This window comes from Pseudomonas sp. 1D4 (assembly GCF_001728925.1).
GTDB lineage: Bacteria > Pseudomonadota > Gammaproteobacteria > Pseudomonadales > Pseudomonadaceae > Metapseudomonas > Metapseudomonas otitidis.
In genome coordinates this window covers 97475-121318 of sequence record NZ_LXJQ01000002.1, presented here as the reverse complement: position 1 = coordinate 121318, position 23844 = coordinate 97475, and the positions used below count along the sequence as shown (strand labels likewise).

The 23844-nt window shown below is 63.5% G+C and carries 20 protein-coding genes and 1 other RNA gene; 20 read left to right on the top strand and 1 reads right to left on the bottom strand.

Translation table 11 applies throughout. The annotated features are described in order from the left end of the window. Positions 1 to 29 precede the first annotated feature (29 nt). From rsmI to lpxC, 18 genes are all read left to right on the top strand, one after another. Positions 30 to 941, top strand: coding sequence for a 16S rRNA (cytidine(1402)-2'-O)-methyltransferase (rsmI, locus tag A7D27_RS01760; RefSeq protein ID WP_069560114.1), 912 nt, complete (start codon positions 30 to 32; stop codon positions 939 to 941). A gap of 40 nt (positions 942 to 981) precedes the next feature. Beyond that, positions 982 to 1339: RNase P RNA component class A (rnpB, locus tag A7D27_RS01755), an RNA gene on the top strand. Positions 1340 to 1653: 314 nt separating this feature from the next. Continuing rightward, positions 1654 to 2109, top strand: coding sequence for a division/cell wall cluster transcriptional repressor MraZ (gene mraZ, locus A7D27_RS01750; protein ID WP_069560115.1), 456 nt, complete (start codon positions 1654 to 1656; stop codon positions 2107 to 2109). Positions 2110 to 2111: 2 nt separating this feature from the next. Beyond that, positions 2112 to 3053 (top strand): 16S rRNA (cytosine(1402)-N(4))-methyltransferase RsmH, encoded by a 942-nt coding sequence (gene rsmH, locus A7D27_RS01745; protein WP_139131089.1) that lies wholly within the window; start codon positions 2112 to 2114, stop codon positions 3051 to 3053. Then, positions 3050 to 3343, top strand: coding sequence for a cell division protein FtsL (gene ftsL / locus A7D27_RS01740; protein WP_069560117.1), 294 nt, complete (start codon positions 3050 to 3052; stop codon positions 3341 to 3343). Before rsmH ends, ftsL begins: the two co-directional genes overlap by 4 nt. Then, complete coding sequence (locus tag A7D27_RS01735; protein ID WP_069560118.1) at positions 3340 to 5073, top strand: penicillin-binding protein 2; 1734 nt, start codon at positions 3340 to 3342, stop codon at positions 5071 to 5073. Before ftsL ends, A7D27_RS01735 begins: the two co-directional genes overlap by 4 nt. Continuing rightward, a complete protein-coding gene (locus A7D27_RS01730; RefSeq protein WP_069560119.1) occupies positions 5073 to 6533 on the top strand; it encodes a UDP-N-acetylmuramoyl-L-alanyl-D-glutamate--2,6-diaminopimelate ligase in 1461 nt (486 codons plus the stop codon). Before A7D27_RS01735 ends, A7D27_RS01730 begins: the two co-directional genes overlap by 1 nt. Next, entirely contained in the window at positions 6530 to 7894 is a 1365-nt protein-coding gene (gene murF / locus A7D27_RS01725; protein WP_069560120.1) for a UDP-N-acetylmuramoyl-tripeptide--D-alanyl-D-alanine ligase, read from the top strand. Before A7D27_RS01730 ends, murF begins: the two co-directional genes overlap by 4 nt. 2 nt (positions 7895 to 7896) lie before the next feature. Next, positions 7897 to 8979, top strand: a complete 1083-nt coding sequence (gene mraY, locus A7D27_RS01720; RefSeq protein WP_044409566.1) for a phospho-N-acetylmuramoyl-pentapeptide-transferase — start codon at positions 7897 to 7899, stop codon at positions 8977 to 8979. A 7-nt stretch (positions 8980 to 8986) separates the two neighbouring features. Then, entirely contained in the window at positions 8987 to 10333 is a 1347-nt protein-coding gene (murD, locus tag A7D27_RS01715; protein WP_069560121.1) for a UDP-N-acetylmuramoyl-L-alanine--D-glutamate ligase, read from the top strand. Further along, positions 10333 to 11541, top strand: a complete 1209-nt coding sequence (gene ftsW / locus A7D27_RS01710) for a putative lipid II flippase FtsW (protein WP_069560122.1) — start codon at positions 10333 to 10335, stop codon at positions 11539 to 11541. The genes murD and ftsW overlap by 1 nt, the downstream gene beginning before the upstream one ends. Then, complete coding sequence (gene murG, locus A7D27_RS01705) at positions 11538 to 12608, top strand: undecaprenyldiphospho-muramoylpentapeptide beta-N-acetylglucosaminyltransferase (protein ID WP_069560123.1); 1071 nt, start codon at positions 11538 to 11540, stop codon at positions 12606 to 12608. The genes ftsW and murG overlap by 4 nt, the downstream gene beginning before the upstream one ends. Beyond that, on the top strand, positions 12601 to 14061 hold the full coding sequence (gene murC / locus A7D27_RS01700; protein WP_069560124.1) for a UDP-N-acetylmuramate--L-alanine ligase: 1461 nt from the start codon (positions 12601 to 12603) through the stop codon (positions 14059 to 14061). Before murG ends, murC begins: the two co-directional genes overlap by 8 nt. Beyond that, positions 14058 to 15005, top strand: a complete 948-nt coding sequence (locus A7D27_RS01695; RefSeq protein WP_069560125.1) for a D-alanine--D-alanine ligase — start codon at positions 14058 to 14060, stop codon at positions 15003 to 15005. Before murC ends, A7D27_RS01695 begins: the two co-directional genes overlap by 4 nt. 4 nt (positions 15006 to 15009) lie before the next feature. Continuing rightward, entirely contained in the window at positions 15010 to 15873 is an 864-nt protein-coding gene (locus A7D27_RS01690) for a cell division protein FtsQ/DivIB (protein ID WP_069563925.1), read from the top strand. Positions 15874 to 15889: 16 nt separating this feature from the next. Beyond that, a complete protein-coding gene (ftsA, locus tag A7D27_RS01685) occupies positions 15890 to 17137 on the top strand; it encodes a cell division protein FtsA (protein ID WP_069563924.1) in 1248 nt (415 codons plus the stop codon). 44 nt (positions 17138 to 17181) lie between these two features. After that, positions 17182 to 18372: a cell division protein FtsZ gene (gene ftsZ / locus A7D27_RS01680; protein WP_069560128.1), complete on the top strand. Its 1191-nt coding sequence runs from the start codon at positions 17182 to 17184 to the stop codon at positions 18370 to 18372. A 112-nt stretch (positions 18373 to 18484) separates the two neighbouring features. Then, complete coding sequence (gene lpxC, locus A7D27_RS01675; RefSeq protein WP_044409538.1) at positions 18485 to 19396, top strand: UDP-3-O-acyl-N-acetylglucosamine deacetylase; 912 nt, start codon at positions 18485 to 18487, stop codon at positions 19394 to 19396. An 84-nt stretch (positions 19397 to 19480) separates the two neighbouring features. Here lpxC and A7D27_RS01670 read toward each other — a convergent pair whose 3' ends face one another. Further along, a complete protein-coding gene (locus A7D27_RS01670; protein WP_069560129.1) occupies positions 19481 to 19936 on the bottom strand; it encodes a DciA family protein in 456 nt (151 codons plus the stop codon). An 80-nt stretch (positions 19937 to 20016) separates the two neighbouring features. On the opposite strand from A7D27_RS01670, the gene A7D27_RS01665 reads away from it, so the two are divergent. Together A7D27_RS01665 and secA are read left to right on the top strand one after the other, a co-directional pair. Beyond that, positions 20017 to 20940: a M23 family metallopeptidase gene (locus A7D27_RS01665; protein ID WP_069560130.1), complete on the top strand. Its 924-nt coding sequence runs from the start codon at positions 20017 to 20019 to the stop codon at positions 20938 to 20940. A 117-nt stretch (positions 20941 to 21057) separates the two neighbouring features. Then, on the top strand, positions 21058 to 23799 hold the full coding sequence (secA, locus tag A7D27_RS01660) for a preprotein translocase subunit SecA (RefSeq protein ID WP_069560131.1): 2742 nt from the start codon (positions 21058 to 21060) through the stop codon (positions 23797 to 23799). Positions 23800 to 23844: the final 45 nt, after the last annotated feature.

Genomic DNA, 23844 nt, shown 5'->3' with positions numbered 1-23844 from the left:
GCGATGTCGGTGCCTGGAAACGGGCTACAATGCGCGCCTTTCAGTTTATTCCGAGGTGCCCTGTGACTCTTTCCACGTCTTCTGTTGCTGCCGCCCAGCCCGGCAAGCTCTACGTGGTCGCGACGCCCATCGGTAACCTCGACGACATCAGTTCGAGGGCCTTGCGCACGCTGAGGGAAGTTGCGCTGATCGCTGCAGAGGATACGCGTCATTCGATTCGCCTCCTGCAGCACTTCGGAATCACAACGGCCCTCGCGGCCTGCCATGACCACAACGAACGTGAGCAAGGCGGCCGCTTCGTGGCTCGGCTGCTGGCTGGAGATGACGTTGCGCTGATTTCGGATGCGGGTACGCCGCTGATCTCCGATCCCGGGTATCACCTTGTGCGCCAGGTGCGTGCGGCCGGAATTGAGGTGGTGCCGGTGCCGGGGCCCAGTGCGCTGATCGCAGCGCTGTCGGCGGCCGGTCTTCCGTCTGATCGCTTCATCTTTGAAGGCTTCCTGCCAGCGAAGGCAGCGGCGCGAAGAGGGCGACTGGAGCTATTAAAGGAAGAGCCGCGGACGCTCATCTTCTATGAGGCGCCTCATCGGGTGCTGGAGTCGGTCCAGGACATGGCGTTGCTGTTCGGCGAGGCGCGTCATGCCGTGCTTGCCCGTGAACTCACCAAGACGTTCGAGACCCTTAAGGGAGCACCGCTCGGTGGATTGGCCGAGTGGATCGCGGCAGACAGCAATCAGCAGCGAGGCGAGTGCGTGCTGCTGGTAGCTGGTTGGCAGCCCCCGGAAGGAGAGGATGCGATCAGCGGCGAGGCGTTGCGTGTATTGGATCTGTTGTTGGGCGAACTCCCGCTGAAGCGCGCGGCAGCTTTGGCCGCCGAGATCACCGGCGTACGCAAGAACCTCCTCTATCAGGCAGCGTTGGAGCGTCAGGCTGATTCCTGAGCTTGTGTCCTGGGCAGTCTGCCGCTAACCTTCGCGCCGGAGAGTCGATCGGACAGTCGCTGTCCCGTTTCGTTCGCGATTTCGGGAGGGAGGAAAGTCCGGGCTCCATAGGGCAGAGTGCCAGGTAACGCCTGGGAGGCGAGAGCCTACGGAAAGTGCCGCAGAAAATAACCGCCTAAGCGCGCAAGCGCCGGTAAGGGTGAAAAGGTGTGGTAAGAGCGCACCGCACGACTGGTAACAGCTCGTGGCTAGGTAAACCCCACTCGGAGCAAGACCAAATAGGAATCCTTGGCGTGGCCCGCGTCGGATTCGGGTAGGTTGCTAAAGGCTGTCAGTGATGGCAGCCGTAGATGAATGACTGTCCACGACAGAACCCGGCTTACAGATCGACTCTCCACTTTTCCCCACTTTCCCCTCAGAAATACCCCTCCCTGCCTCCTGTCTGAAATTTCAGAAGCCCTAACTCTTAAGACATTACTTTAAGTTTGCATCTCGGCGTCTTTGTTGCCGCTGATTTTTCATTCTGAAATACGCAGAAAAACTCCCTCCGTTTCGCCAAAAAGTTCTCTAAATCACCGTCCCGTAAGGAATTTTCCGTTCTGGCGCGCCTTGACGGTGGGGCGGGGCCATTTCTATAGTGTGCGGAGTGGTGGAAAGTGGGTAGAAGTGGGATTAATTGGTACGGATAGCCTGATTCAGGGGAAGCGCAGCCGTGTTTCGCGGAGCAAATGCCATCAGTCTCGATGCCAAAGGGCGCATCGCGATGCCAAGTCGGTATCGCGACGAGCTTCTTTCGCGTTGTGCTGGGCAGCTCATCGTTACCATCGATGCGGTTGACCGTTGTCTGACCCTCTACCCCCTTCCTGAGTGGGAAATCATTGAAGCCAAGCTCCGCGAGTTGCCGTCCCTGCGAGAGGAAACGCGTCGACTGCAGCGCCTGCTGATTGGCAACGCCGTTGATCTCGAGCTGGATGGCAATGGTCGTTTCCTGGTCCCGCCCCGTCTGCGTGAGTACGCCGGGCTGGACAAGAAGGCGATGTTGGTGGGGCAACTGAACAAATTTCAGATCTGGGATGAAGACGCCTGGAATACCGTTTCCGACGCTGATCTCCAGGCAATCAAACAACCCGGCGGCCTGCCGGACGAACTGCGTGATCTTATCCTGTGAGCATTGAAAGCAGCTTCCGCCACATCACTGTCCTGCTCGACGAGGCCGTTGAAAGTCTCGCCGTGCGTGTGGACGGCTGCTACCTCGATGGCACCTTCGGGCGAGGTGGGCACAGTCGGCTCATTCTTCGGCATCTTGGCAGCGAGGGGCGGCTTCTCGGTTTTGACAAGGACCCCCAAGCCATCTCCACGGGGCAAGCGCTGGCGGCCGAAGACGGCCGCTTTGTCATTGTGCAGCGCAGCTTTGCCGAACTTGGCGAAGAGCTTGCCGAGCGTGGATTGGCTGGTCGGATCGACGGCGTCCTGCTGGACCTTGGAGTCTCGTCTCCGCAGCTGGATGACGCTGAGCGTGGCTTCAGTTTCCTCAACGATGGCCCGCTGGACATGCGCATGGACCCTGAGCGTGGCCAGAGTGCAGCGCAGTGGATTGCCACAGCGAGCGAAGATGAGATCAGCCATGTGCTCAAGGAATACGGCGAGGAGCGCTTCGCTCGCCGCATGGCTCGTGCCATTGTGCAGCGTCGTGCCGAGCGCCCCTTCGAGCGCACCGCCGACCTGGCGGCCGTGATCGCCGCTGCCAACCCGGCCTGGGAGAAGGGCAAAAACCCTGCGACCCGTGCCTTCCAGGGCATCCGAATCCACATCAACAACGAGTTGGGTGACCTCGAGCGCGGCCTGCAGGCTGCGCTGGACAGCCTCGCCATCGGCGGTCGCTTGGTTGTGATCAGCTTCCACTCGCTGGAAGACCGCATCGTTAAACAATTCATGCGCCGCCAGGTCAAGGGCGAGGCGGACAACCTGCCCCGCGATTTGCCCGTGCGCCAGGCCGCGTTCGAACCGCGCCTGCGACTGCTCGGCAAGCCCCAGTACGCCTCCGAGGCGGAACTCAAGGCCAACCCCCGCTCCCGTAGCGCGGTGATGCGTGTGGCGGAGAAGCTGCGATGAGCCGCCTTTTCTCCAAGCCCCTGCCGCGCGGCAGCTTCATCATGTTGCTGTTGTTCGTTGGCGTGCTGGTGTCCGCTATCTCGGTGTCCTACAGCGCTTACTGGAACCGGCAGTTGCTCAACAAGCTGTATGCCGAGCTCAGTGTCCGTGACAAGGCCCAGGCTGAGTGGGGACGGCTGATTCTTGAGCAAAGCACCTGGACGGCCCATAACCGCATCGAGTCCCTGGCGACCGAACAGCTCAAGATGCGCATCCCCGAGCCTGCGGAAATCCGCATGGTGGCCCCATGATGAACCTGGAGGGCGCGCTCTATCCGTGGCGCTTCCGGATCGTCCTCGGCCTGCTTGGCGTGATGGTCGCCGCGATTGCTTGGCGCATAGTCGACCTGCACGTCATCGACCACGACTTCCTCAAGGAGCAGGGCGACGCGCGAAGTGTCCGCCACATCCCGATTCCGGCTCACCGCGGCCTGATTACTGATCGCAATGGCGAGCCGCTGGCCGTCAGTACCCCGGTGACTACCCTGTGGACCAATCCCAAGGACCTCATGGCATTTCGCGACCAGTGGCAGGCGATCGCTGGCGCGTTGGGGCAGGACCCACGCATCTTCGCCGAGCGCATCGAGCAGAATGCCAACCGCGAATTCCTGTATCTGGCCCGTGGCCTTACGCCAGAGCAGGGGCAGATGATCCTTGATCGCAAACTCCCGGGCGTTTATGCCATTGAGGAGTTTCGTCGTTTCTACCCCGCTGGCGAAGTCACTGCCCATGTGGTCGGCTTCACCGACGTGGATGATCGCGGCCGTGAGGGTGTCGAACTGTCCTTCGATCAGTGGCTGGCGGGTGTTCCCGGCAAGCGCCAGGTTCTGAAGGACCGCCGCGGCAGGCTGATCAAGGACGTCCAGGTCACCCGCAATGCCAAGCCCGGCAAGACCCTCGCGTTGTCCATCGATCTGCGCCTGCAGTACCTCGCCCACCGCGAACTGCGCAATGCGTTGGTGGAGAACGGTGCCAAGGCGGGCAGCCTGGTCATTGTCGACGTGAAAACCGGTGAAGTGCTGGCCATGGCCAACCAGCCCACCTACAACCCAAACAACCGCCGCAACCTGCTGCCGGCGGCGATGCGCAACCGCGCCATGATCGACGTGTTCGAGCCGGGCTCCACCGTCAAGCCGATCTCCATGGCTGCTGCCTTGCAGTCCGGCCGCTGGAAGCCGGAAGACAAGGTTGAGGTTTATCCCGGCTCTCTACAGATCGGTCGCTACACCATCAAGGACGTGTCCAGGAGTGAAGGTCCGATTCTCGATTTGACCGGCATCCTCATCAATTCCAGCAACGTCGGAATGAGCAAGATCGCCTTCGACATCGGTGGCGAGAGCATCTACGACACCATGCGCCGGCTCGGGCTTGGCCAGGACACCGGCCTCGGCTTTCCCGGCGAGCGCGTCGGCAACCTGCCCAACCACCGCGAGTGGCGCAAGGCTGAAACCGCGACCCTGTCTTATGGCTACGGCCTGTCGGTCACAGCGGTGCAGATGGTCCATGCCTACGCCACTCTGGCCAACAACGGCTTGGCTGTTCCGCTGTCCATGACCCGTGTCGACAGACTGCCATCCGGTTCCCAGGCCATCCCGCCCGATGTCGCCAAGACCTTGCAAGGCATGCTCCAGCAAGTGGTAGAGGCGCCGCGCGGTGTGTTCCGCGCCCAGGTCCCGGGCTACCACGTCTCCGGCAAGAGCGGCACCGCGCGCAAGGCCAGCGTGGGCACCAAAGGCTACACCCAGAACGCCTACCGCTCGCTTTTCGCGGGCTTCGGGCCGTCCACCAACCCGCGCCTGGCGATGGTGGTTGTGATCGACGAGCCCACCAAGGCCGGCTACTTCGGCGGCCTGGTATCGGCACCCGTATTCGGTAGGGTCATGGCCGGCGCGCTGCGACTGATGAACATCGCCCCGGACAACCTGCCCACCGAGGAACAACAGACCGCTAATGCGGCCAACGGCAAAGGAGGGCGCACCTGATGCCCATGCCACTGAACCAACTGCTACTTCAGGCGCAGGGTGCTGCGCTGATCCGCGAACTTACCCTGGACAGTCGTAAGGTGCTGCCCGGCGACCTGTTCCTGGCTGTTCCCGGCGGTCAGCACGACGGCCGTCTGCACATCGCTGACGCACTCGCACGGGGCGCGGCCGCCGTGGCTTATGAAAGCGAGTCTGCGCCCAGCCTGCCGGCGCCCACCCAGGCCGAGCTGATCCCCATCAAGGGGCTTGCTGGCCAGCTTTCGGCCATTGCCGGGCGTTTCTATGGCGAACCCAGCCGTGCGCTGGATTTGGTCGGCGTGACCGGCACCAACGGTAAAACAAGCGTCAGCCAGTTGGTGGCCCAGGCGCTGGACCGACTGGGCGAGCGCTGCGGCATTGTTGGCACCCTGGGCACCGGGTTCCATGGCGAGCTGGAGAGCGGCCGCCACACCACGCCTGACCCCCTCGCTGTCCAGGCCACCCTGGCCCGCCTCAAGCAGGCAGGTGCCCGTGCGGTGGCGATGGAGGTTTCGTCCCATGGCCTGGAACAGGGGAGGGTGGCTGCGCTTGCGTTCGACGTGGCGGTATTCACCAACCTGTCCCGCGATCATCTGGACTACCACGGTTCCATGGAAGCCTACGGCGCTGCCAAGGCCCGCCTTTTCGAGTGGCCGGACTTGCGCTGCCGCGTGATCAATCTGGACGACGCATTTGGCCGTGAACTGGCCAGTCGCGAGCATGACGCTCGCCTTATCGGCTACAGCCAGATCGACCCGGAAGCTTTCCTTTATTGCCGCGAAGCCTCGTTCGATGACGATGGTGTCCGCGCCCAGATCGTCACGCCTCAGGGAGAAGGCCTGCTGCGCAGTCCGCTGCTGGGGCGCTTCAACCTGAGCAACTTGCTGGCCGTGGTCGGTGCGCTGTTGGGCATGGGCTATCCGCTGGGCGATGTGCTGGCCGTACTGCCCGAACTGCAAGGGCCGGAAGGTCGTATGCAACGCCTGGGCGGCGGTGAGAAACCACTGGTGGTAGTCGACTACGCCCACACCCCTGATGCCCTTGAAAAGGTGCTCGAAGCCCTGCGTCCCCACGCGCGTGGGCGGCTGCTCTGCCTGTTCGGCTGTGGCGGTGACCGTGATCGTGGCAAGCGTCCGCTGATGGCTGCCGTAGCCGAGCGTCTGGCTGATGCCGTGCTGGTCACCGACGACAATCCGCGCACCGAGGACCCGGCCCGCATCTTCGATGACATCCGCCCGGGCTTTGCCGAGCAGTCCACCGTCGAGTTCGTGCACGGTCGGGGCACCGCTATTGCGCAACTCATCGCCTCGGCCGGCGTCGACGATGTCGTCTTGCTGGCAGGCAAGGGGCATGAGGATTACCAGGAGATCCAGGGCGAGCGCCTGCCCTTCTCCGATCTAGTTGAAGCAGAAAGCGCCTTGTCCACCTGGGAGCGCCCATGATCGAAGCCTTACGCCTCAGCAGCCTGCAGTCCCCCTTGGCGGGGCGGCTCGTCGGCGAAGACGCCACGTTCACCTCGGTCTCCACCGATAGCCGGCGCATCGAGTCCGGCCAGTTGTTCATCGCCCTGACCGGGCCGAAGTTCGATGGTCATGACTATCTGGCTGACGTAGCCGCCAAGGGCGCTGTTGCTGCTTTGGTGGAGCGTGCAGTCGAAGGCGTTCACCTGCCGCAGTTGGTGGTGGCCGATACCCGCGAGGCCCTCGGGCGACTGGGCGCGCTCAATCGCGATGCCTTCATTGGCCGTGTTGCAGCGGTGACCGGTTCCAGCGGCAAGACCACCGTCAAGGAGATGCTCGCCAGCATCCTGCGTACCCAGGGGCCGGTGCTGGCCACCCGGGGCAATCTGAACAATGACCTCGGTGCACCACTGACACTGCTGGAGCTCGCTCCCGAGCACCGCAGCGGCGTCATCGAGCTGGGCGCTTCCCGTGTGGGCGAGATCGCCTACACCGTCGGTCTCACCCGTCCGCACGTAGCGATCATCAACAATGCCGGCAACGCCCACGTTGGCGAGTTCGGCGGGCCGGAGAAGATCATCCTGGCCAAGGGGGAAATCCTCGAAGGTCTGGCGAGTGATGGCACCGCCGTGCTCAATCTTGACGACAAGGCTTTCGAGACCTGGCGCCAGCGTGCCTCTGGTCGCCCGGTCCTGAGTTTTGCCCTGAACGATGTCCGCGCTGACGTACGGGCCGATTCCATCGTGCGTGACGCCCGTGGCTGCATGGGCTTCCGCCTGACGGGCGTGACTGGCGAGGCGGACATCCAGCTCAACCTGCTGGGTCTGCACAACGTGGCCAATGCCCTCGCTGCCGCTGCTGCAGCCCACGCCCTGGGTGTGCCTCTGGTCGACATCCGCCTGGGGCTGCAGAGTCTGCAGCCGGTCAAAGGCCGCACCGTTGCACTGTTGGCGACGAGTGGCATGCGGGTGATCGACGACAGCTATAACGCCAACCCCGCGTCGATGATGGCCGCTGTTGACATACTCACCGGCTTTTCCGGTCGCACCGTTCTGGTGCTGGGGGACATGGGTGAACTGGGCGAATGGGCCGAACAGGGTCATCGCGACGTGGGACTCTACGCGCGGGGCAAGGTCAGTTCGCTGTATGCCGTGGGTCCTCTGATGCGTCACGCCGTCGAGGCGTTTGGCCCAGGCGGCCGTCATTTCATCGACCAGACCAGTCTGGTCGAAGCGTTGTCCGGTGAGCAGGACGCAAACACCACCATTCTGATCAAAGGTTCCCGTAGCGCGGCGATGGACAAGGTCGTCGCGGCCCTCTGCGGGACGGGGGAGGCTCACTAATCATGCTGCTGCTGCTCGCTGAGTACCTGCAACAGTTCTACAAAGGGTTCGGCGTATTCCAGTACCTGACCCTGCGCGGGATTCTCGGCGTCCTGACGGCCCTGTCGCTGTCGCTCTGGCTCGGTCCCTGGATGATCCGCACCTTGCAGATCCGCCAGATCGGCCAGTCCGTGCGTAATGACGGCCCGCAATCGCACCTGTCCAAATCCGGCACGCCCACCATGGGCGGTGCGCTGATCCTCACGGCCATCGGCATCAGCACGCTGCTGTGGGCCGACCTGTCGAATCGTTACGTTTGGGTGGTGCTCGCTGTCACCCTGCTGTTCGGTGCCATTGGCTGGGTGGATGACTACCGCAAGGTGATCGAGAAGAACTCCCGTGGCCTGCCGAGTCGCTGGAAGTATTTCTGGCAGTCGGTGTTCGGCATCGCAGCGGCCGTCTTCCTCTACATGACCGCCACCACGCCGGCCGAGACGACCCTGATCCTGCCGCTGGTGAAGGACGTCGGCATCCCGTTGGGCGTCGGCTTCATTGTCCTGACCTACTTCGTGATCGTGGGCTCCAGCAACGCGGTGAACCTCACCGACGGCCTGGATGGCCTGGCGATCATGCCGACCGTGATGGTCGGCGGTGCGCTGGGGATCTTCTGCTACCTCTCCGGCAACATCAAATTTGCCGAGTACCTGCTGATTCCCTATGTACCGGGCGCGGGCGAGCTGATCGTGTTCTGCGCCGCCCTGGTGGGCGCCGGCCTGGGCTTCCTCTGGTTCAACACTTACCCGGCACAGGTTTTCATGGGCGACGTCGGCGCCCTGGCGCTTGGTGCCGCTCTGGGCACCATCGCTGTGATCGTGCGCCAGGAAGTCGTGCTGTTCATCATGGGCGGCGTGTTCGTCATGGAGACCCTGTCCGTGATGATCCAGGTGGCCTCGTTCAAGCTCACCGGCCGCCGCGTGTTCCGCATGGCGCCCATTCATCACCATTTCGAACTCAAGGGCTGGCCCGAGCCCCGCGTGATCGTGCGCTTCTGGATCATCACCGTGATCCTCGTGCTGATCGGCCTGGCCACCCTGAAACTGCGTTGAGGACAGCATGAGCCTGATCGCTTCCGACCACTTCCGCATCGTTGTCGGCCTCGGCAAGAGCGGCATGTCCCTGGTGCGCTTCCTGGCGCGCCAGGGCGTGCCGTTCGCGGTCGCCGACACCCGCGAGAACCCGCCGGAGCTGGCGAAGCTGCGCCTCCAGTTCCCGCAGGTCGAAGTACGGTGCGGCGAGCTGGACGTGGAGTTCCTCTGCCGCGCCCAGGTGCTGTACGTGAGCCCCGGGTTGGCCCTTGCCACCCCGGCGCTGCAGGAAGCCGCCAAGCGTGGTGTGAAGCTGTCGGGTGACATCGAGCTGTTCGCCCGCCATGCCAAGGCACCTATCGTTGCGATCACCGGCTCCAACGCCAAGAGCACCGTCACTACCCTGGTTGGGGACATGGCGCGCGCGGCCGGCAAGCGGGTTGCGGTGGGAGGAAACCTCGGTACGCCGGCGCTGGACCTGCTGGCCGACGACATCGAGCTCTACGTGATGGAGCTGTCCAGCTTCCAGTTGGAGACCACCGAGCGGTTGAATGCCGAAGTGGCCACGGTGCTCAACGTCAGCGAAGACCACATGGACCGCTACGCCGACATGCAGGCCTATCATCTCGCCAAGCACCGCATCTTCCGCGGTGCCCGCCAGGTGGTGGTGAACCGTGGCGACGCATTGTCCCGTCCGCTGGTGGCCGACCAGCTGCCGTGCTGGAGCTTTGGCCTGAACAAGCCGGATTTCAAAGCCTTCGGCCTCATCGAGGAAGATGGCGAGAAGTACCTGGCCTACCAGTTCGAGAAGCTCATGCCGGTGCGTGAGCTCAAGGTCCGTGGCGCCCATAACCAGGCCAACGCCCTGGCAGCCCTGGCGCTGGGCCATGCCGTCGGCCTGCCGTTCGAGCCGATGCTGGTTGCGCTGCGGGAGTTCACCGGCCTCGCTCACCGTTGCCAGTGGGTTCGCGAACTGCGCGGCGTGGCGTATTACGACGACTCCAAGGCCACCAACGTCGGTGCGGCCCTGGCTGCCATCGACGGCCTGGGGGCCGACATCGACGGCAAGCTCGTGCTGATCGCCGGCGGGGATGGCAAGGGGGCCGACTTCTCCGGCCTCACCGCACCGGTTGCACGCTACTGCCGAGCCGTGGTCCTGCTGGGGCGCGATGCCGAGCTGATCGCCGCCGCCCTGGGCAATGCGGTGCCGTTGGTTCGCGTTCAGACCCTTGATGAGGCCGTACAGCGTTGCGCCGAGCTGGCCCATGAGGGGGATGCAGTGCTGCTGTCGCCCGCCTGCGCCAGCCTCGACATGTTCAAGAACTTCGAGGAACGCGGGCGCCTGTTCGCCCAGGCTGCGGAGGGGTTGTCCTGATGCTCGCCCACCTGTTCGCCCAGCAGTCGCCGCTGCGCAATAACCGCGGCATCGATCTGGACTTCCCGCTCCTGGCGGGTTGTCTGGCGCTGCTCGGCCTTGGGTTGGTGATGGTCACCTCTGCATCTTCGGAAGTGGCCTCGGCGCTGTCCGGCAACCCGCTCTATCACAGCATTCGTCATCTCATTTACCTGACCATCGGTGGCGCGGCCTGCCTCGTCACCTTGCAGGTACCCATGGCGTTCTGGCAGCGCCACGGTGCTCGGCTGATGCTGCTGGCCTTCGTGCTGCTGATCATGGTGCTGTTGCCAGGTATCGGTCGCGAGGTGAACGGGGCCAAGCGTTGGATCGGCTTTGGTCTGTTCAACCTGCAGCCGTCTGAACTGGCCAAGCTGTTCACCGTTATGTTCATCGCCGGCTACCTGGTGCGCCGGCAGGACGAGGTGCGCTCCAAACTCACCGGCTTCATCAAGCCCATGCTGGTGCTCGGTCCCATGGCCGTGCTGCTGCTGGCCGAGCCGGACTTCGGGGCTACTGTGGTGTTGGTCGGCTCCTGCATTGCCATGCTGTTCCTCGGCGGCATCAACCTGGTGCGCTTCATCCCACTTGTCGTTGCCGTACTGGGAGCCGGCGTGCTGGTGATGACCAGCCAGAGCTATCGGATGCAGCGCCTGACCAACTTCATCGACCCCTGGGCCGACCAGTACGGTGCCGGTTACCAATTGAGCCAGGCATTGATCGCCTTCGGTCGTGGTGAATGGTTCGGCGTTGGCCTGGGCAACAGCATTCAGAAGCAGTTCTACCTGCCGGAAGCCCATACCGACTTCGTGTTCGCCGTACTGGCCGAGGAACTGGGCATGGTCGGGGCACTGGCTACGGTCGCTCTGTTCGTGTTCGTCAGTGTGCGGGCCCTCTATATCGGACTCTGGGCGGAGAAGGCCCGGCAGTATTTTTCGGCCTATGTGGCTTACGGCCTGGCGTTCCAATGGATTGGCCAGGTGCTCATCAACATCGGCGTGAACGTCGGCCTGCTGCCCACCAAGGGCCTCACGCTGCCGTTCCTCAGCTATGGCGGTAGCTCTCTGGTGATCTGCTGCGTCTGTATGGGCCTGCTGCTCCGGATCGAGTGGGAGCGCAGGACCTACCTGGGTAATGAAGACGTGGAGTTCGACGAGAGCGACTTCGCAGAAGAGGAGGTGCGCACATGACCGGCAATGTGCTCATCATGGCCGGCGGCACCGGCGGACACGTCTTTCCGGCGCTGGCCTGTGCCCGCGAATTCCAGGCGCGTGGTTACAGCGTGCACTGGCTGGGTACGCCCCGTGGCATCGAGAACGAACTGGTTCCCCAGGCCGGCTTGCCGCTCCACCTGATTCATATAAGCGGCCTCCGCGGCAAAGGACTTAAGTCTCTGCTCAAGGCGCCTTTCGAGCTGTTGCGCTCGCTATTCCAGGCTCGCCGTGTGGTGCGTGAGCTCAAACCGGTGTGCGTGCTGGGCATGGGCGGCTACGTGACGGGCCCCGGCGGCCTGGCGGCGCGCCTCGCGGGTGTACCTCTGGTGATCCACGAGCAGAACGCAGTGGCGGGTACGGCCAACCGCAGCCTGGCGCCTTTTGCGAAGCGTATCTGCGAGGCGTTCCCCAATACCTTCGCGGCCAGCAGCAAACGCCGCACCACTGGGAACCCGGTGCGTGAAGAGCTGTTTCTGGAGACTCCGCGTGATGCGCTGGAAGGCCGTCAGCCACGTCTGCTGGTGCTGGGCGGGAGCCTGGGTGCCGAGCCGCTGAACAAATTGTTGCCGGAGGCCTTGGCCCTTGTGTCGGCGGATATTCGCCCGCAGGTGTTTCACCAGGCCGGTAAGAATCACGATCAAGTTACCGCCGAGCGTTATCGCGCGGCGGGGGTGGAGGCCGAGGTTGGCCCCTTCATCAAGGACATGGCCCGGGCCTACGCCTGGGCGGACATGGTGGTGTGCCGCTCTGGTGCGCTGACGGTCAGTGAGTTGGCTGCTGCCGGGCTGCCCTCATTCCTGGTGCCGTTGCCCCATGCGATCGACGACCATCAGTCGCGCAATGCCGATTACCTGGCGAAGGAGGGCGCAGCCTTCCTTCTGCCGCAACATGCCACCGACGCGGCGACCCTGGCCGCGCGGTTGACCGAGGTACTGATGCAACCCGAACGACTCAAGGCCATGGGCGACACTGCTCGCCGTCTGGCCAAGCCCGCTGCTACCCGCACCGTGGTCGATATCTGCCTGGAGGTGGCCCATGGTTGAGAGCCAGAAGGCCGTACCTCAGCCGGAAATGCGCCGCATCCGCCGTATCCATTTTGTGGGCATTGGCGGCGTGGGCATGTGTGGCATCGCCGAAGTGCTGCTGAACCTGGGCTACCAGGTTTCCGGCTCCGACCTGAAGGCCTCGGCTGTTACCGCGCGCCTGGAGAGCTTCGGCGCCCAGATATTCATCGGCCACCGTGCCGAGAATGCCGAAAACGCCGATGTGCTGGTGGTGTCCAGTGCCGTGAACAAGGCCAACCCCGAGGTGGCCGTCGCCTTGGAGCGCCGCATTCCGGTGGTGCCGCGTGCCGAGATGCTCGCCGAGCTGATGCGCTATCGCCACGGCATCGCCGTTGCCGGCACTCACGGCAAGACCACCACCACCAGCCTGATCGCCTCCGTCTTCGCCGCCGGTGGCCTGGACCCGACATTCGTCATCGGTGGGCGCCTGAATGCCGCCGGCACCAACGCCCAGTTGGGTACCAGCCGCTACCTGGTGGCCGAAGCCGACGAGAGCGATGCCAGCTTCCTGCACCTGCAGCCGATGGTGGCCGTGGTGACCAATATCGACGCCGACCACATGAGTACCTACGGCGGCGACTTCAACAAGCTGAAGAAGACCTTCGTCGAGTTCCTGCACAACCTGCCGTTCTACGGACTGGCGGTGATGTGTGTGGACGATCCGGTGGTTCGCGAAATCCTGCCCCAGGTCGCGCGCCCGACCGTGACCTACGGCTTCTCCGAAGATGCCGACCTGCGCGCTATCAACGTGCGCCAGGAGGGCATGCGCACCTGGTTCACCGTGCTGCGCCGTGACCGCGAGCCGCTGGAGGTGTCCGTGAACATGCCCGGCAACCACAACGTGCTCAATGCGCTGGCCACCATCGCCATCGCCACCGACGAAGGCATCGACGATGCCGCCATCGTCCAGGGCCTCTCGGGCTTTCAGGGCGTCGGCCGCCGCTTCCAGGTCTACGGTGAGCTGCAGGTCGAGGGCGGCAGCGTGATGCTGGTCGATGACTACGGCCATCATCCTCGCGAGGTCGCCGCGGTGATCAAGGCCGTCCGTGGTGGTTGGCCGGAGCGTCGCTTGGTCATGGTCTACCAGCCGCACCGCTACAGCCGCACCCGGGACCTCTACGACGACTTCGTGCAGGTGCTGGGCGAGTCCAACGTGCTGCTTCTGATGGAGGTCTATCCGGCGGGCGAAGAGCCGATTCCCGGTGCCGACAGCCGTCAGCTGTGCCACAGCATTCGTCAGCGCGGCCAGCTCGACCCGATCTACATCGAGCGCGGTGTCGATCTGGCGCCGTTGGTCAAGCCACTGCTGCGGCCCGGCGACATCCTGCTTTGCCAGGGGGCCGGCGATATCGGTGCACTGGCCCCCCAATTGATTCAGAGCCCGCTGTTCAGTGGTGCCGGCGATGCGGGCGCCGCGAGGAAGGACGCATGACTGACCATCTGAAATCCACCGTTCCGCCGAGCGCGTTCGGCCGTGTAGCGGTGCTCTACGGGGGCCGCAGCGCAGAGCGCGAAGTGTCCCTGAAGTCTGGCTCCATGGTGCTGGAGGCCTTGCTGTCGGCGGGTGTAGACGCCTTCGGGATCGATGTTGGCGACGACTTCCTGCAACGCCTGTCGAGCGAGCGCATCGATCGTGCGTTCATCGTCCTACATGGGCGGGGCGGCGAGGATGGCAGTATGCAGGGCCTGCTGGAATGCCTGGGTATTCCGTATACCGGCAGTGGTGTATTGGCATCAGCACTGGCGATGGACAAGCTGCGCACCAAGCAGGTCTGGCACAGCCTTGGCCTGCCCACGCCGCGTCACGCCGTGCTGGCAAGTGCTGAGGATTGTGAGCGCGCTGCGAGGGAACTGGGCTTCCCGTTGATCGTCAAACCGGCCCATGAAGGTTCGAGTATCGGCATGGCCAAGGTGGAAGACGTCGACGCGCTGGTGAATGCCTGGCGTGACGCCAGCCGTTATGACCCTCAGGTGCTGGTGGAGCAATGGATCCACGGCCCCGAGTTCACCGTCGCCATGCTGCGTGGCGAGGTGCTGCCACCCATCCGGCTGGGCACCCCGCATACCTTCTATGACTACGAGGCCAAGTACCTGGCCAGTGACACCCGCTACCAGATCCCCTGTGGGCTGGACGCCGAGAAGGAGGCCGAGCTCAAGGTTCTGACTGCCCGTGCCTGTGAGGCCGTGGGTACTCAGGGATGGGCCCGTGCCGATGTGATGCAGGATGCCGAGGGGCGTTTCTGGCTGCTGGAAGTCAACACCGTGCCTGGCATGACCGACCACAGCCTGGTGCCGATGGCGGCACGCGCCGTAGGCCTGGATTACCAGCAACTGGTGCTGGCTGTCCTCGCCGATAGCGTCGAGGCAAGGGGTTAAGACCATGCGTGGCGCCTCCCTCCGTCACCCGCAACCCGGCCCCGTCCGTGCGCCTCAGCGCAAGGACGTGCCGCGGGGTGCCAGCCGGTTGGTGGCGAAGGAACCGCTGAGCGTCCGGCTGCCCAAGCCGAGCTTCGGCTTCCTGCGCCGGCTGACCTGGCCGGTGATGCTGGTAGTGCTGGGTGTTGGTGCCTACGAGGGGGCACAACGGCTGTTGCCTTATGCGGATCGGCCGATTGCCAAGGTCAGCGTGCAGGGTGATCTCAGTTACATCAGCCAGCAGGCGGTGCAGCAGCGGATCGCGCCTTACATCGCGGCGAGCTTCTTCAGCATCGATCTCGCCGGCATGCGCCGCGAGCTGGAGCAGATGCCCTGGATCGCACACGCCGAAGTACGTCGGGTGTGGCCGGATCAAGTGATGATCCGGCTCGACGAGCAACTGCCCATCGCCCGTTGGGGTGACGAGGCGTTGCTGAACAACAAGGGCCAGGCGTTCACCCCGCGTGAGTTGGCCCATTACGAACAATTGCCTCAGCTGTGGGGGCCACAGCGGGCCCAGGAACAGGTGATGCAGCAATACCAGATGCTCAGCCAGATGCTTCGCCCGCTGGGTTTTTCCATCGCTCGGCTGGAGCTTCGTGAACGTGGGAGCTGGTTCCTGTCGACGGGGCAGGGCGTGGAGATACTGCTGGGTAGGGATCACCTTGTGGAAAAGATGCGTCGGTTCATCTCGATCTACGACAAGACGCTGAAAGATCAGATCGCCAACATCGAGCGTGTCGACCTGCGTTACCCCAACGGGCTGGCGGTAGCGTGGCGCACGCCGGTCGAGGCCCCCGCAGCGGCTGTGGCCAGTCGCGCGAATTGAGGAGAAGGTTAGGAACATGGCAAGCGTGCAGAGCGGCAAGATGATCGTCGGCCTGGATATCGGTACCTCCAAGGTGGTGGCGCTGGTGGGCGAGATCGCGGCCGACGGGCAGCTGGAAATCGTGGGCATCGGGACCCATCCGTCCCGCGGGCTGAAGAAAGGCGTGGTGGTGAACATCGAGTCCACCGTGCAATCGATCCAGCGCGCGGTCGAGGAAGCCCAGATGATGGCGGGCTGCCGTATCCACTCCGCCTTCGTCGGCGTGGCGGGTAACCATATCCGCAGCCTGAACTCCCACGGCATCGTCGCGATCCGTGATCGCGAAGTCAGCCCGGCGGACATCGAGCGCGTGCTGGACGCTGCCCAGGCCGTGGCCATCCCTGCCGACCAGCGGGTGCTGCACACCTTGGCGCAGGACTATGTGATCGATAACCAGGAAGGTGTGCGCGAGCCCCTGGGCATGTCCGGCGTGCGTCTGGAGGCCAAGGTGCACGTGGTGACCTGTGCGGTGAATGCGGCGCAGAACATCGAGAAATGCGTCCGTCGCTGCGGCCTCGAAGTGGACGACATCATCCTCGAGCAGCTTGCGTCGGCTTATTCGGTGCTGACCGACGATGAGAAGGAGCTGGGCGTGTGTCTGGTGGACATCGGCGGCGGCACCACCGACATCGCGATCTTCACCGAGGGCGCGATCCGCCACACGGCGGTGATCCCGATCGCCGGCGACCAGGTGACCAACGACATCGCCATGGCCCTGCGCACGCCGACCCAGTACGCCGAAGAGATCAAGATCCGTTACGCCTGCGCATTGGCCAAGCTGGCCGGTGCCGGCGAGACCATCAAGGTCCCAAGTGTGGGCGATCGGCCGCCGCGTGAACTGTCTCGCCAGGCCCTGGCCGAGGTGGTCGAGCCGCGCTATGACGAGCTGTTCACCCTGATCCAGGCCGAGCTGCGTCGCAGCGGCTACGAGGACCTGATTCCCGCCGGCATCGTGTTGACCGGCGGTACGGCGAAAATGGAAGGGGCGGTCGAACTGGCCGAAGAAATTTTCCACATGCCGGTGCGCCTGGGCGTGCCGCATAGCGTCAAGGGGCTGAGCGACGTGGTGCGCAACCCGATCTACTCCACGAGCGTGGGCTTGCTGATGTACGGCCTGCAGAAGCAGTCCGATGGCCTGTCCTTCTCCGTGGGGAACAGCTTCAGCGACGAACCGAAGGCACCTGTCCTGGAACGCTTCAAACGCTGGATCCAGGGCAATTTCTGAGTTTTGCAGTAGGCGATACAACTAGAAAGGAAGGAGAGGGGAAAATGTTCGAACTCGTAGATAACGTTCCGCAAACAGCGGTCATCAAGGTGATCGGCGTCGGTGGTGGCGGTGGCAACGCCGTGAACCACATGGCCAAGACCAACATCGAAGGCGTGGAGTTCATCTGCGCCAACACCGATGCGCAGGCGCTGAAGAACATCGGTGCGCGCACCGTTCTGCAACTCGGCCCGGGCGTCACCAAGGGCCTAGGTGCGGGTGCCAATCCGGAAGTCGGTCGTCAGGCCGCGTTGGAGGACCGCGACCGCATTGCCGAAGTCCTGCAGGGCACCGACATGGTCTTCATCACCACCGGCATGGGTGGCGGTACCGGTACCGGTGCGGCGCCGATCATCGCCGAGGTGGCCAAGGACCTGGGCATCCTGACCGTGGCCGTGGTCACCCGTCCGTTCCCGTTCGAAGGTCGCAAGCGCATGCAGATCGCCGACGAAGGCATCCGCGCGCTGGCCGAGAATGTCGATTCGCTGATCACCATCCCCAACGAGAAGCTGCTGACCATCCTGGGCAAGGATGCGAGCCTGCTGTCTGCCTTCTCCAAGGCGGACGACGTGCTGGCCGGCGCTGTGCGCGGCATCTCCGACATCATCAAGCGCCCGGGCATGATCAACGTCGACTTCGCTGACGTGAAGACCGTCATGAGCGAGATGGGCATGGCGATGATGGGCACCGGCTGCGCCAGCGGTCCGAATCGCGCTCGCGAGGCTACCGAAGCGGCCATCCGAAACCCGCTGCTGGACGACGTCAACCTGCAGGGCGCCCGCGGCATCCTGGTCAATATCACTGCGGGTCCGGATCTGTCCCTGGGTGAGTACTCCGACGTGGGCAGCATCATCGAGCAGTTCGCTTCCGAGAACGCCACCGTCAAGGTGGGCACCGTGATCGATCCGGACATGCGCGACGAACTGCACGTCACCGTGGTTGCCACCGGTCTGGGCGCGCGCCTGGAGAAGCCGGTCAAGGTTGTGGACAACACCGTCCAGGCCGCTGCAGCCGTAGCCACCCCGGCTGCGCCTCAGCGCGCCGAGCAACCGTCGGTCAACTACCGTGACCTGGACCGTCCGACGGTGATGCGCAACCAGTCCCATGGCAACACCGCAGCCGCGGCGAAGCTGAACCCGCAGGATGACCTGGATTACCTGGACATCCCCGCGTTCCTGCGCCGTCAGGCCGATTGATGGAGTCAATCAGTGCTATGTCTGTGATTGGTGTTCAGCAAAGGCCGGTTCTGCTATCATCCCCGGCCATTGTTGAAAACAGTTCGCAACTAGCGCGAAAGCGGCCACAGCCATGATCAAACAACGCACTCTCAAGAACGTCATCCGTGCCACGGGTGTCGGGCTGCACTCCGGGGAAAAGGTCTACCTGACCCTCAAGCCCGCTCCCGTGGACACCGGCATCGTGTTCTGCCGTACCGACCTGGACCCGATGGTCCAGATTGCCGCCTATGCCGAGAATGTTGGCGAGACGACCATGTCCACCAATCTTTTCAATGGCGACGTGAAGGTCGGCACGGTCGAACACCTGCTCTCGGCCATGGCCGGCCTGGGTATCGACAACGCCTACGTCGAACTTTCTGCCGCCGAAGTGCCGATCATGGATGGCAGCGCCGGTCCGTTCGTCTTCCTGATCCAGTCCGCTGGCCTGGAAGAGCAGGACGCACCCAAGCGCTTCATCCGTATCAAGCGTGAAGTGAGTGTGCAGGATGGCGACAAGCGCGCCACCTTCGTTCCCTTCGATGGCTTCAAGGTCACTTTCGAGATCGACTTCGACCACCCGGTGGTCAACGGTCGCACCCAGAAAGCGTCGGTGGACTTCTCCAGCACCACCTTCGTCAAGGAAGTCAGCCGCGCGCGCACCTTCGGTTTCGTGCGTGATCTGGAGTTCCTGCGGTCCCACAATCTGGCACTCGGTGGCAGCGTCGACAACGCCATCGTGGTGGATGAGGACAGCGTGCTGAACGAAGACGGCCTTCGTTATGAGGACGAGTTCGTCAAGCACAAGATCCTCGACGCCATCGGTGACCTGTATTTGCTCGGCAATAGCCTGATCGGCGAGTTCCGTGGCTACAAGTCGGGCCATGCGCTCAACAATCGCCTGCTGCGCGCATTGATCGCCGACAAGGATGCCTGGGAAGTGGTGACCTTCGAGGATGCCAGCACCGCACCGATCTCCTACATGCGCCCGGTAGCGGCCGTGTAAGCAACAATACCTTTCCTTTCTTTCGAGGCCACCCGATGGGTGGCCTCTTTTTTTCCAGATTATTGTCGCCTGGGTATGAAGGGGTCAGTCCGTCGGACGAGCTCTGGAGGCCAGGCGTTCGAGTGCGGCACGCAGTCGCGGGTCGCTGATGCCTTCGGCCGTGGATTGCAGGCTTTCCGCCGCGTAGGCGGACAACGCAGCGCCCTGAGAGGGGTTGCGCCCAGCGCTTCTCGAAGGTTGCACCTTGAAGATGATTTTCGTTAAGTTCGCGAACTCTTCGAGTGCCTGCAACTGACGTTGCAGGCGTCGCTGCTGATAACGCAGGCGAGTTGCCCAGTGGCCGTCACTGATGATCAGCAGCAGGCAGCCCTCTCGCCACGATGCCACCCGGCAGTGTTCGCGGGCCGCAGGTTGTAATTGGCCTTCCAGAACGCGTTGCAGATGGTCGATGCGCTGGGCCTGGTCGAACAGGGCCCTCAGGGGCTTCTCCTCCTTCAGCAAGGCGACGGGGGAGCGGGCCGGCAAGGGACGAAAAGACATGGCAGGACGCCTGAAGAATACAGAGCGGGCATGGTAGCAGAAGGCTGCACCAGCGACCCGCCGGATCACATGGGGAAGTCATGCACATCATTTTTCTGAGCCGCGACCGCGGTGCGGCGCGGTCGCTCAGCCTGGACGTTCGCTGGCTGCTATTGGGCGGTCTGCTTAGCTTCGGGCTTGCGCTGGGCACCGGTGTTGCTCTGGGCGCGTGGATGAACGCAAGCGAGGCAGTATCCGCCGATCCTCGCCTGGCCGATGCGCTCGATGCCCAGCGCAGCGAGATGACCCAGGCTCGCGAGGATGCCCAGCGGCAGCTGGATGCCTTCGCCGCCCATATCGCCGAACTCCAGGCCCGCCTGACCCGGCTCGATGCCTTGGGCGAGCGCGTTGCCGAGCTGGCCGAACTGGATGCCAGCGAGTTCGACTTTTCCCTGAGTGTCGGGCAGGGAGGGCCGGAGGATGCGCTCGACGCGCCGGCCTACCAGCCACCTCCGTTCATGCAGGTTCTGGACCAGCTCGGTGAGCGTCTGCACAGCCGCGAACAGCAGTTGGAAGTGCTGGAGCAACTGCTGGGCGAGCGCCGTCTCAACGACGCCACCAGCCCGGCTGGGCGCCCGGTTCGCCAGGGTTACGTGTCCTCGCCGTTTGGCGTGCGCAGCGATCCGCTGACCGGTCGGCTCAGCTACCACAAGGGCGTCGACTTCGCCGCAAAGGCCGGTAGCGATGTGCTGGCGGTCGGCGCCGGTGTGGTGACCTGGTCCGGCCGCAAGAGCGGCTACGGCAATCTGGTCGAGATCAGTCATGCCGATGGCTACCGGACCCTCTACGCGCACAACCAGCGCAACCTCGTCGATGTAGGGGACCTGGTACAGCGCGGACAGGCCATCGCCAAGGTCGGCAGCAGTGGCCGATCCACTGGTGCCCACGTGCATTTCGAGGTCACCCGGGACGGCGAAGTCGTCAATCCGGCTCTCTATATAGCGCGTTCCACCGACGCGGAATAACGCCGCTTTTCTCCAGAACGAATCCGAGTAGAATGCCCCCTTCGCATGCAGCCATGAAGGCTGCAAGGGCGACTTCGGGAGCGCCCCCCATCCATATATGTGGAAGATCCTTTCGATATGTTTGCGCCTTTGTTGAAGAAACTCTTTGGAAGCAAGAACGAGCGCGAAGTGAAGCGCATGGCCAAAGCTGTCCAGGCAATCAACGCCCTGGAAGAGCAAATGGTCGCGCTGAGCGACGAACAGCTCAGAGCCAAGACCGAAGAGTTCAAGGCCCGGGTGGCCAAGGGCGAAACCCTGGACCAGATTCTTCCCGAAGCATTCGCCGTCGTTCGTGAGGCGGGCAAGCGTGTGATGGGCATGCGCCACTTTGACGTCCAGCTCATCGGCGGCATGACCCTCCACGAAGGCAGGATCGCCGAGATGCGTACCGGCGAAGGCAAGACCCTGGTGGGTACGCTGCCGGTCTACCTCAACGCCATGTCGAGCAAGGGCGTGCATGTGGTGACGGTGAACGACTACCTCGCCCGCCGCGATGCCAACTGGATGCGTCCGCTGTATGAGTTCCTCGGCCTCACTGTAGGTATCGTGACGCCGTTCCAGCCGCCGGAAGAGAAGCGCGCCGCCTATGCCGCCGACATCACCTACGGCACCAACAACGAATTCGGCTTCGACTACCTGCGCGACAACATGGCGTTCAGCCTGGAAGACAAGTTTCAGCGCGAACTGAACTTCGCCGTGATCGACGAAGTGGACTCCATCCTCATCGACGAAGCGCGTACCCCGCTGATCATCTCCGGCCAGGCCGAGGACAGCTCCCGCCTCTACCAGCAGATCAACACACTGATCCCTCGCCTGAAGAAGCACGTCGAGCCCGAAGAAGGCAACGTCGTCCAGGAAGGCCACTACAGCGTCGACGAGAAGACCCGCCAGGTCGAACTCAACGAGCAGGGCCACCAGTACATCGAAGAGCTGCTCACCCAGGCCGGCCTGCTGGCCGAGGGCGAGAGCCTCTACTCCGCGCACAACCTGGGCCTGCTGACCCATGTCTATGCTGGCCTGCGCGCCCACACCCTGTTCCACCGCAACGTCGAGTACATCGTCCAGGACGGCCAGATCCTGCTGATCGACGAGCATACCGGTCGCACCATGCCCGGCCGCCGCCTGTCCGAGGGCCTGCACCAGGCCATCGAGGCGAAGGAAAACCTGCAGATCCAGGCCGAGAGCCAGACGCTGGCTTCCACCACCTTCCAGAACTACTTCCGCCTCTACAACAAGCTCGCCGGCATGACCGGTACGGCCGACACCGAGGCGTTCGAATTCCACAGCATCTACGGCCTCGAAGTGGTGGTCATTCCCACCCACCGCCCGATTGCCCGTAAGGATTTCAACGACCTGGTCTACCTGACCCAGGAAGAGAAGTACGCCGCCATCATCACTGACATCAAGGATTGCCAGGCCAGCGGCCGGCCAATCCTGGTGGGTACTGCCTCCATCGACAGCTCCGAGTACGTCTCCCAGCTGCTGACCAAGGCTGGCATCGAGCACAAGGTGCTCAACGCCAAGTACCACGAGAAGGAAGCCGAGATCATCGCCCAGGCCGGTCGTCCCGGTGCAGTCACCATCGCCACCAACATGGCCGGTCGCGGTACCGACATCCTCCTGGGGGGTAACTGGGAGGTCGAAGTCGCCGCCCTGGAAAATCCCACCGAAGAGCAGATCGCGCAGATCAAGGCAGAGTGGCAGAAGCGCCACCAGCAAGTGATCGAGGCCGGCGGTCTCCACGTGATTGCCTCCGAGCGCCACGAATCCCGTCGTATCGACAACCAGTTGCGTGGCCGCGCCGGTCGCCAGGGGGACCCGGGTTCCAGCCGTTTCTACCTGTCCCTGGAAGACAACCTGATGCGCATCTTCGCCTCCGACCGGGTGAAGAACTTCATGAAGGCGCTGGGCATGCAACAGGGCGAGGCCATCGAGCACCGCATGGTCACCAACGCCATCGAGAAGGCGCAGCGCAAGGTCGAAGGTCGCAACTTCGACATCCGCAAGCAGTTGCTCGAATACGATGACGTGGCCAACGAGCAGCGCAAGGTGATCTACCACATGCGCAACAGCCTGCTGGCGGCCGAGGACATCGGTGAGACCATCGCCGAGTTCCGCCTGGACGTGCTGGGGCGCACCATCGACACCCACATTCCGCCGCAATCGTTGCCGGAGCAGTGGGATGTCGCCGGTCTTGAGGCGGCGCTGTACAGCGACTTCGGCATCAAGCTGCCGATCCAGCAGTGGCTCGACGAAGATGACAAGCTGTTCGAGGAAACGCTGCGCGAGAAGATCCTGGAGCAACTGGTGGCCGCCTACAACGAGAAGGAAGAGCTGGCCGGCGCCGAAGCCCTGCGCTCCTTCGAGAAGCAGATGTTGCTGCGCGTACTGGACGACCTGTGGAAGGACCACCTGTCCACCATGGATCACCTGCGCCACGGTATCCACCTGCGCGGCTACGCGCAGAAGAACCCGAAGCAGGAATACAAGCGCGAGTCCTTCGCCCTGTTCCAGGAACTGATGGACTCCATCCGCCGCGACACCATCCGCGTCCTCTCTCACGTTCAGGTCCGCCGCGAAGACCCGGCCGAGGAAGAAGCCCGTCTGCGCCGCGAGGCCGAGGAGTTGGCCAAGCGCATGCAGTTCCAGCACGCCGAAGCCCCGGGCCTGGATGAGCCCGAAGAGGCAGCGGAAGAGGGCGATGTTGCCACTGCCGCCGCCGTGGCTCCGGTTCGCGCCGAGCCCAAGATCGGTCGCAACGAGCCCTGCCCCTGCGGTTCCGGCAAGAAGTACAAGCACTGCCACGGCCAGATCAGCTGACCTGCCAGGCATGACCACAGCGCCGCGACCGGCTTGAGCCGCTCG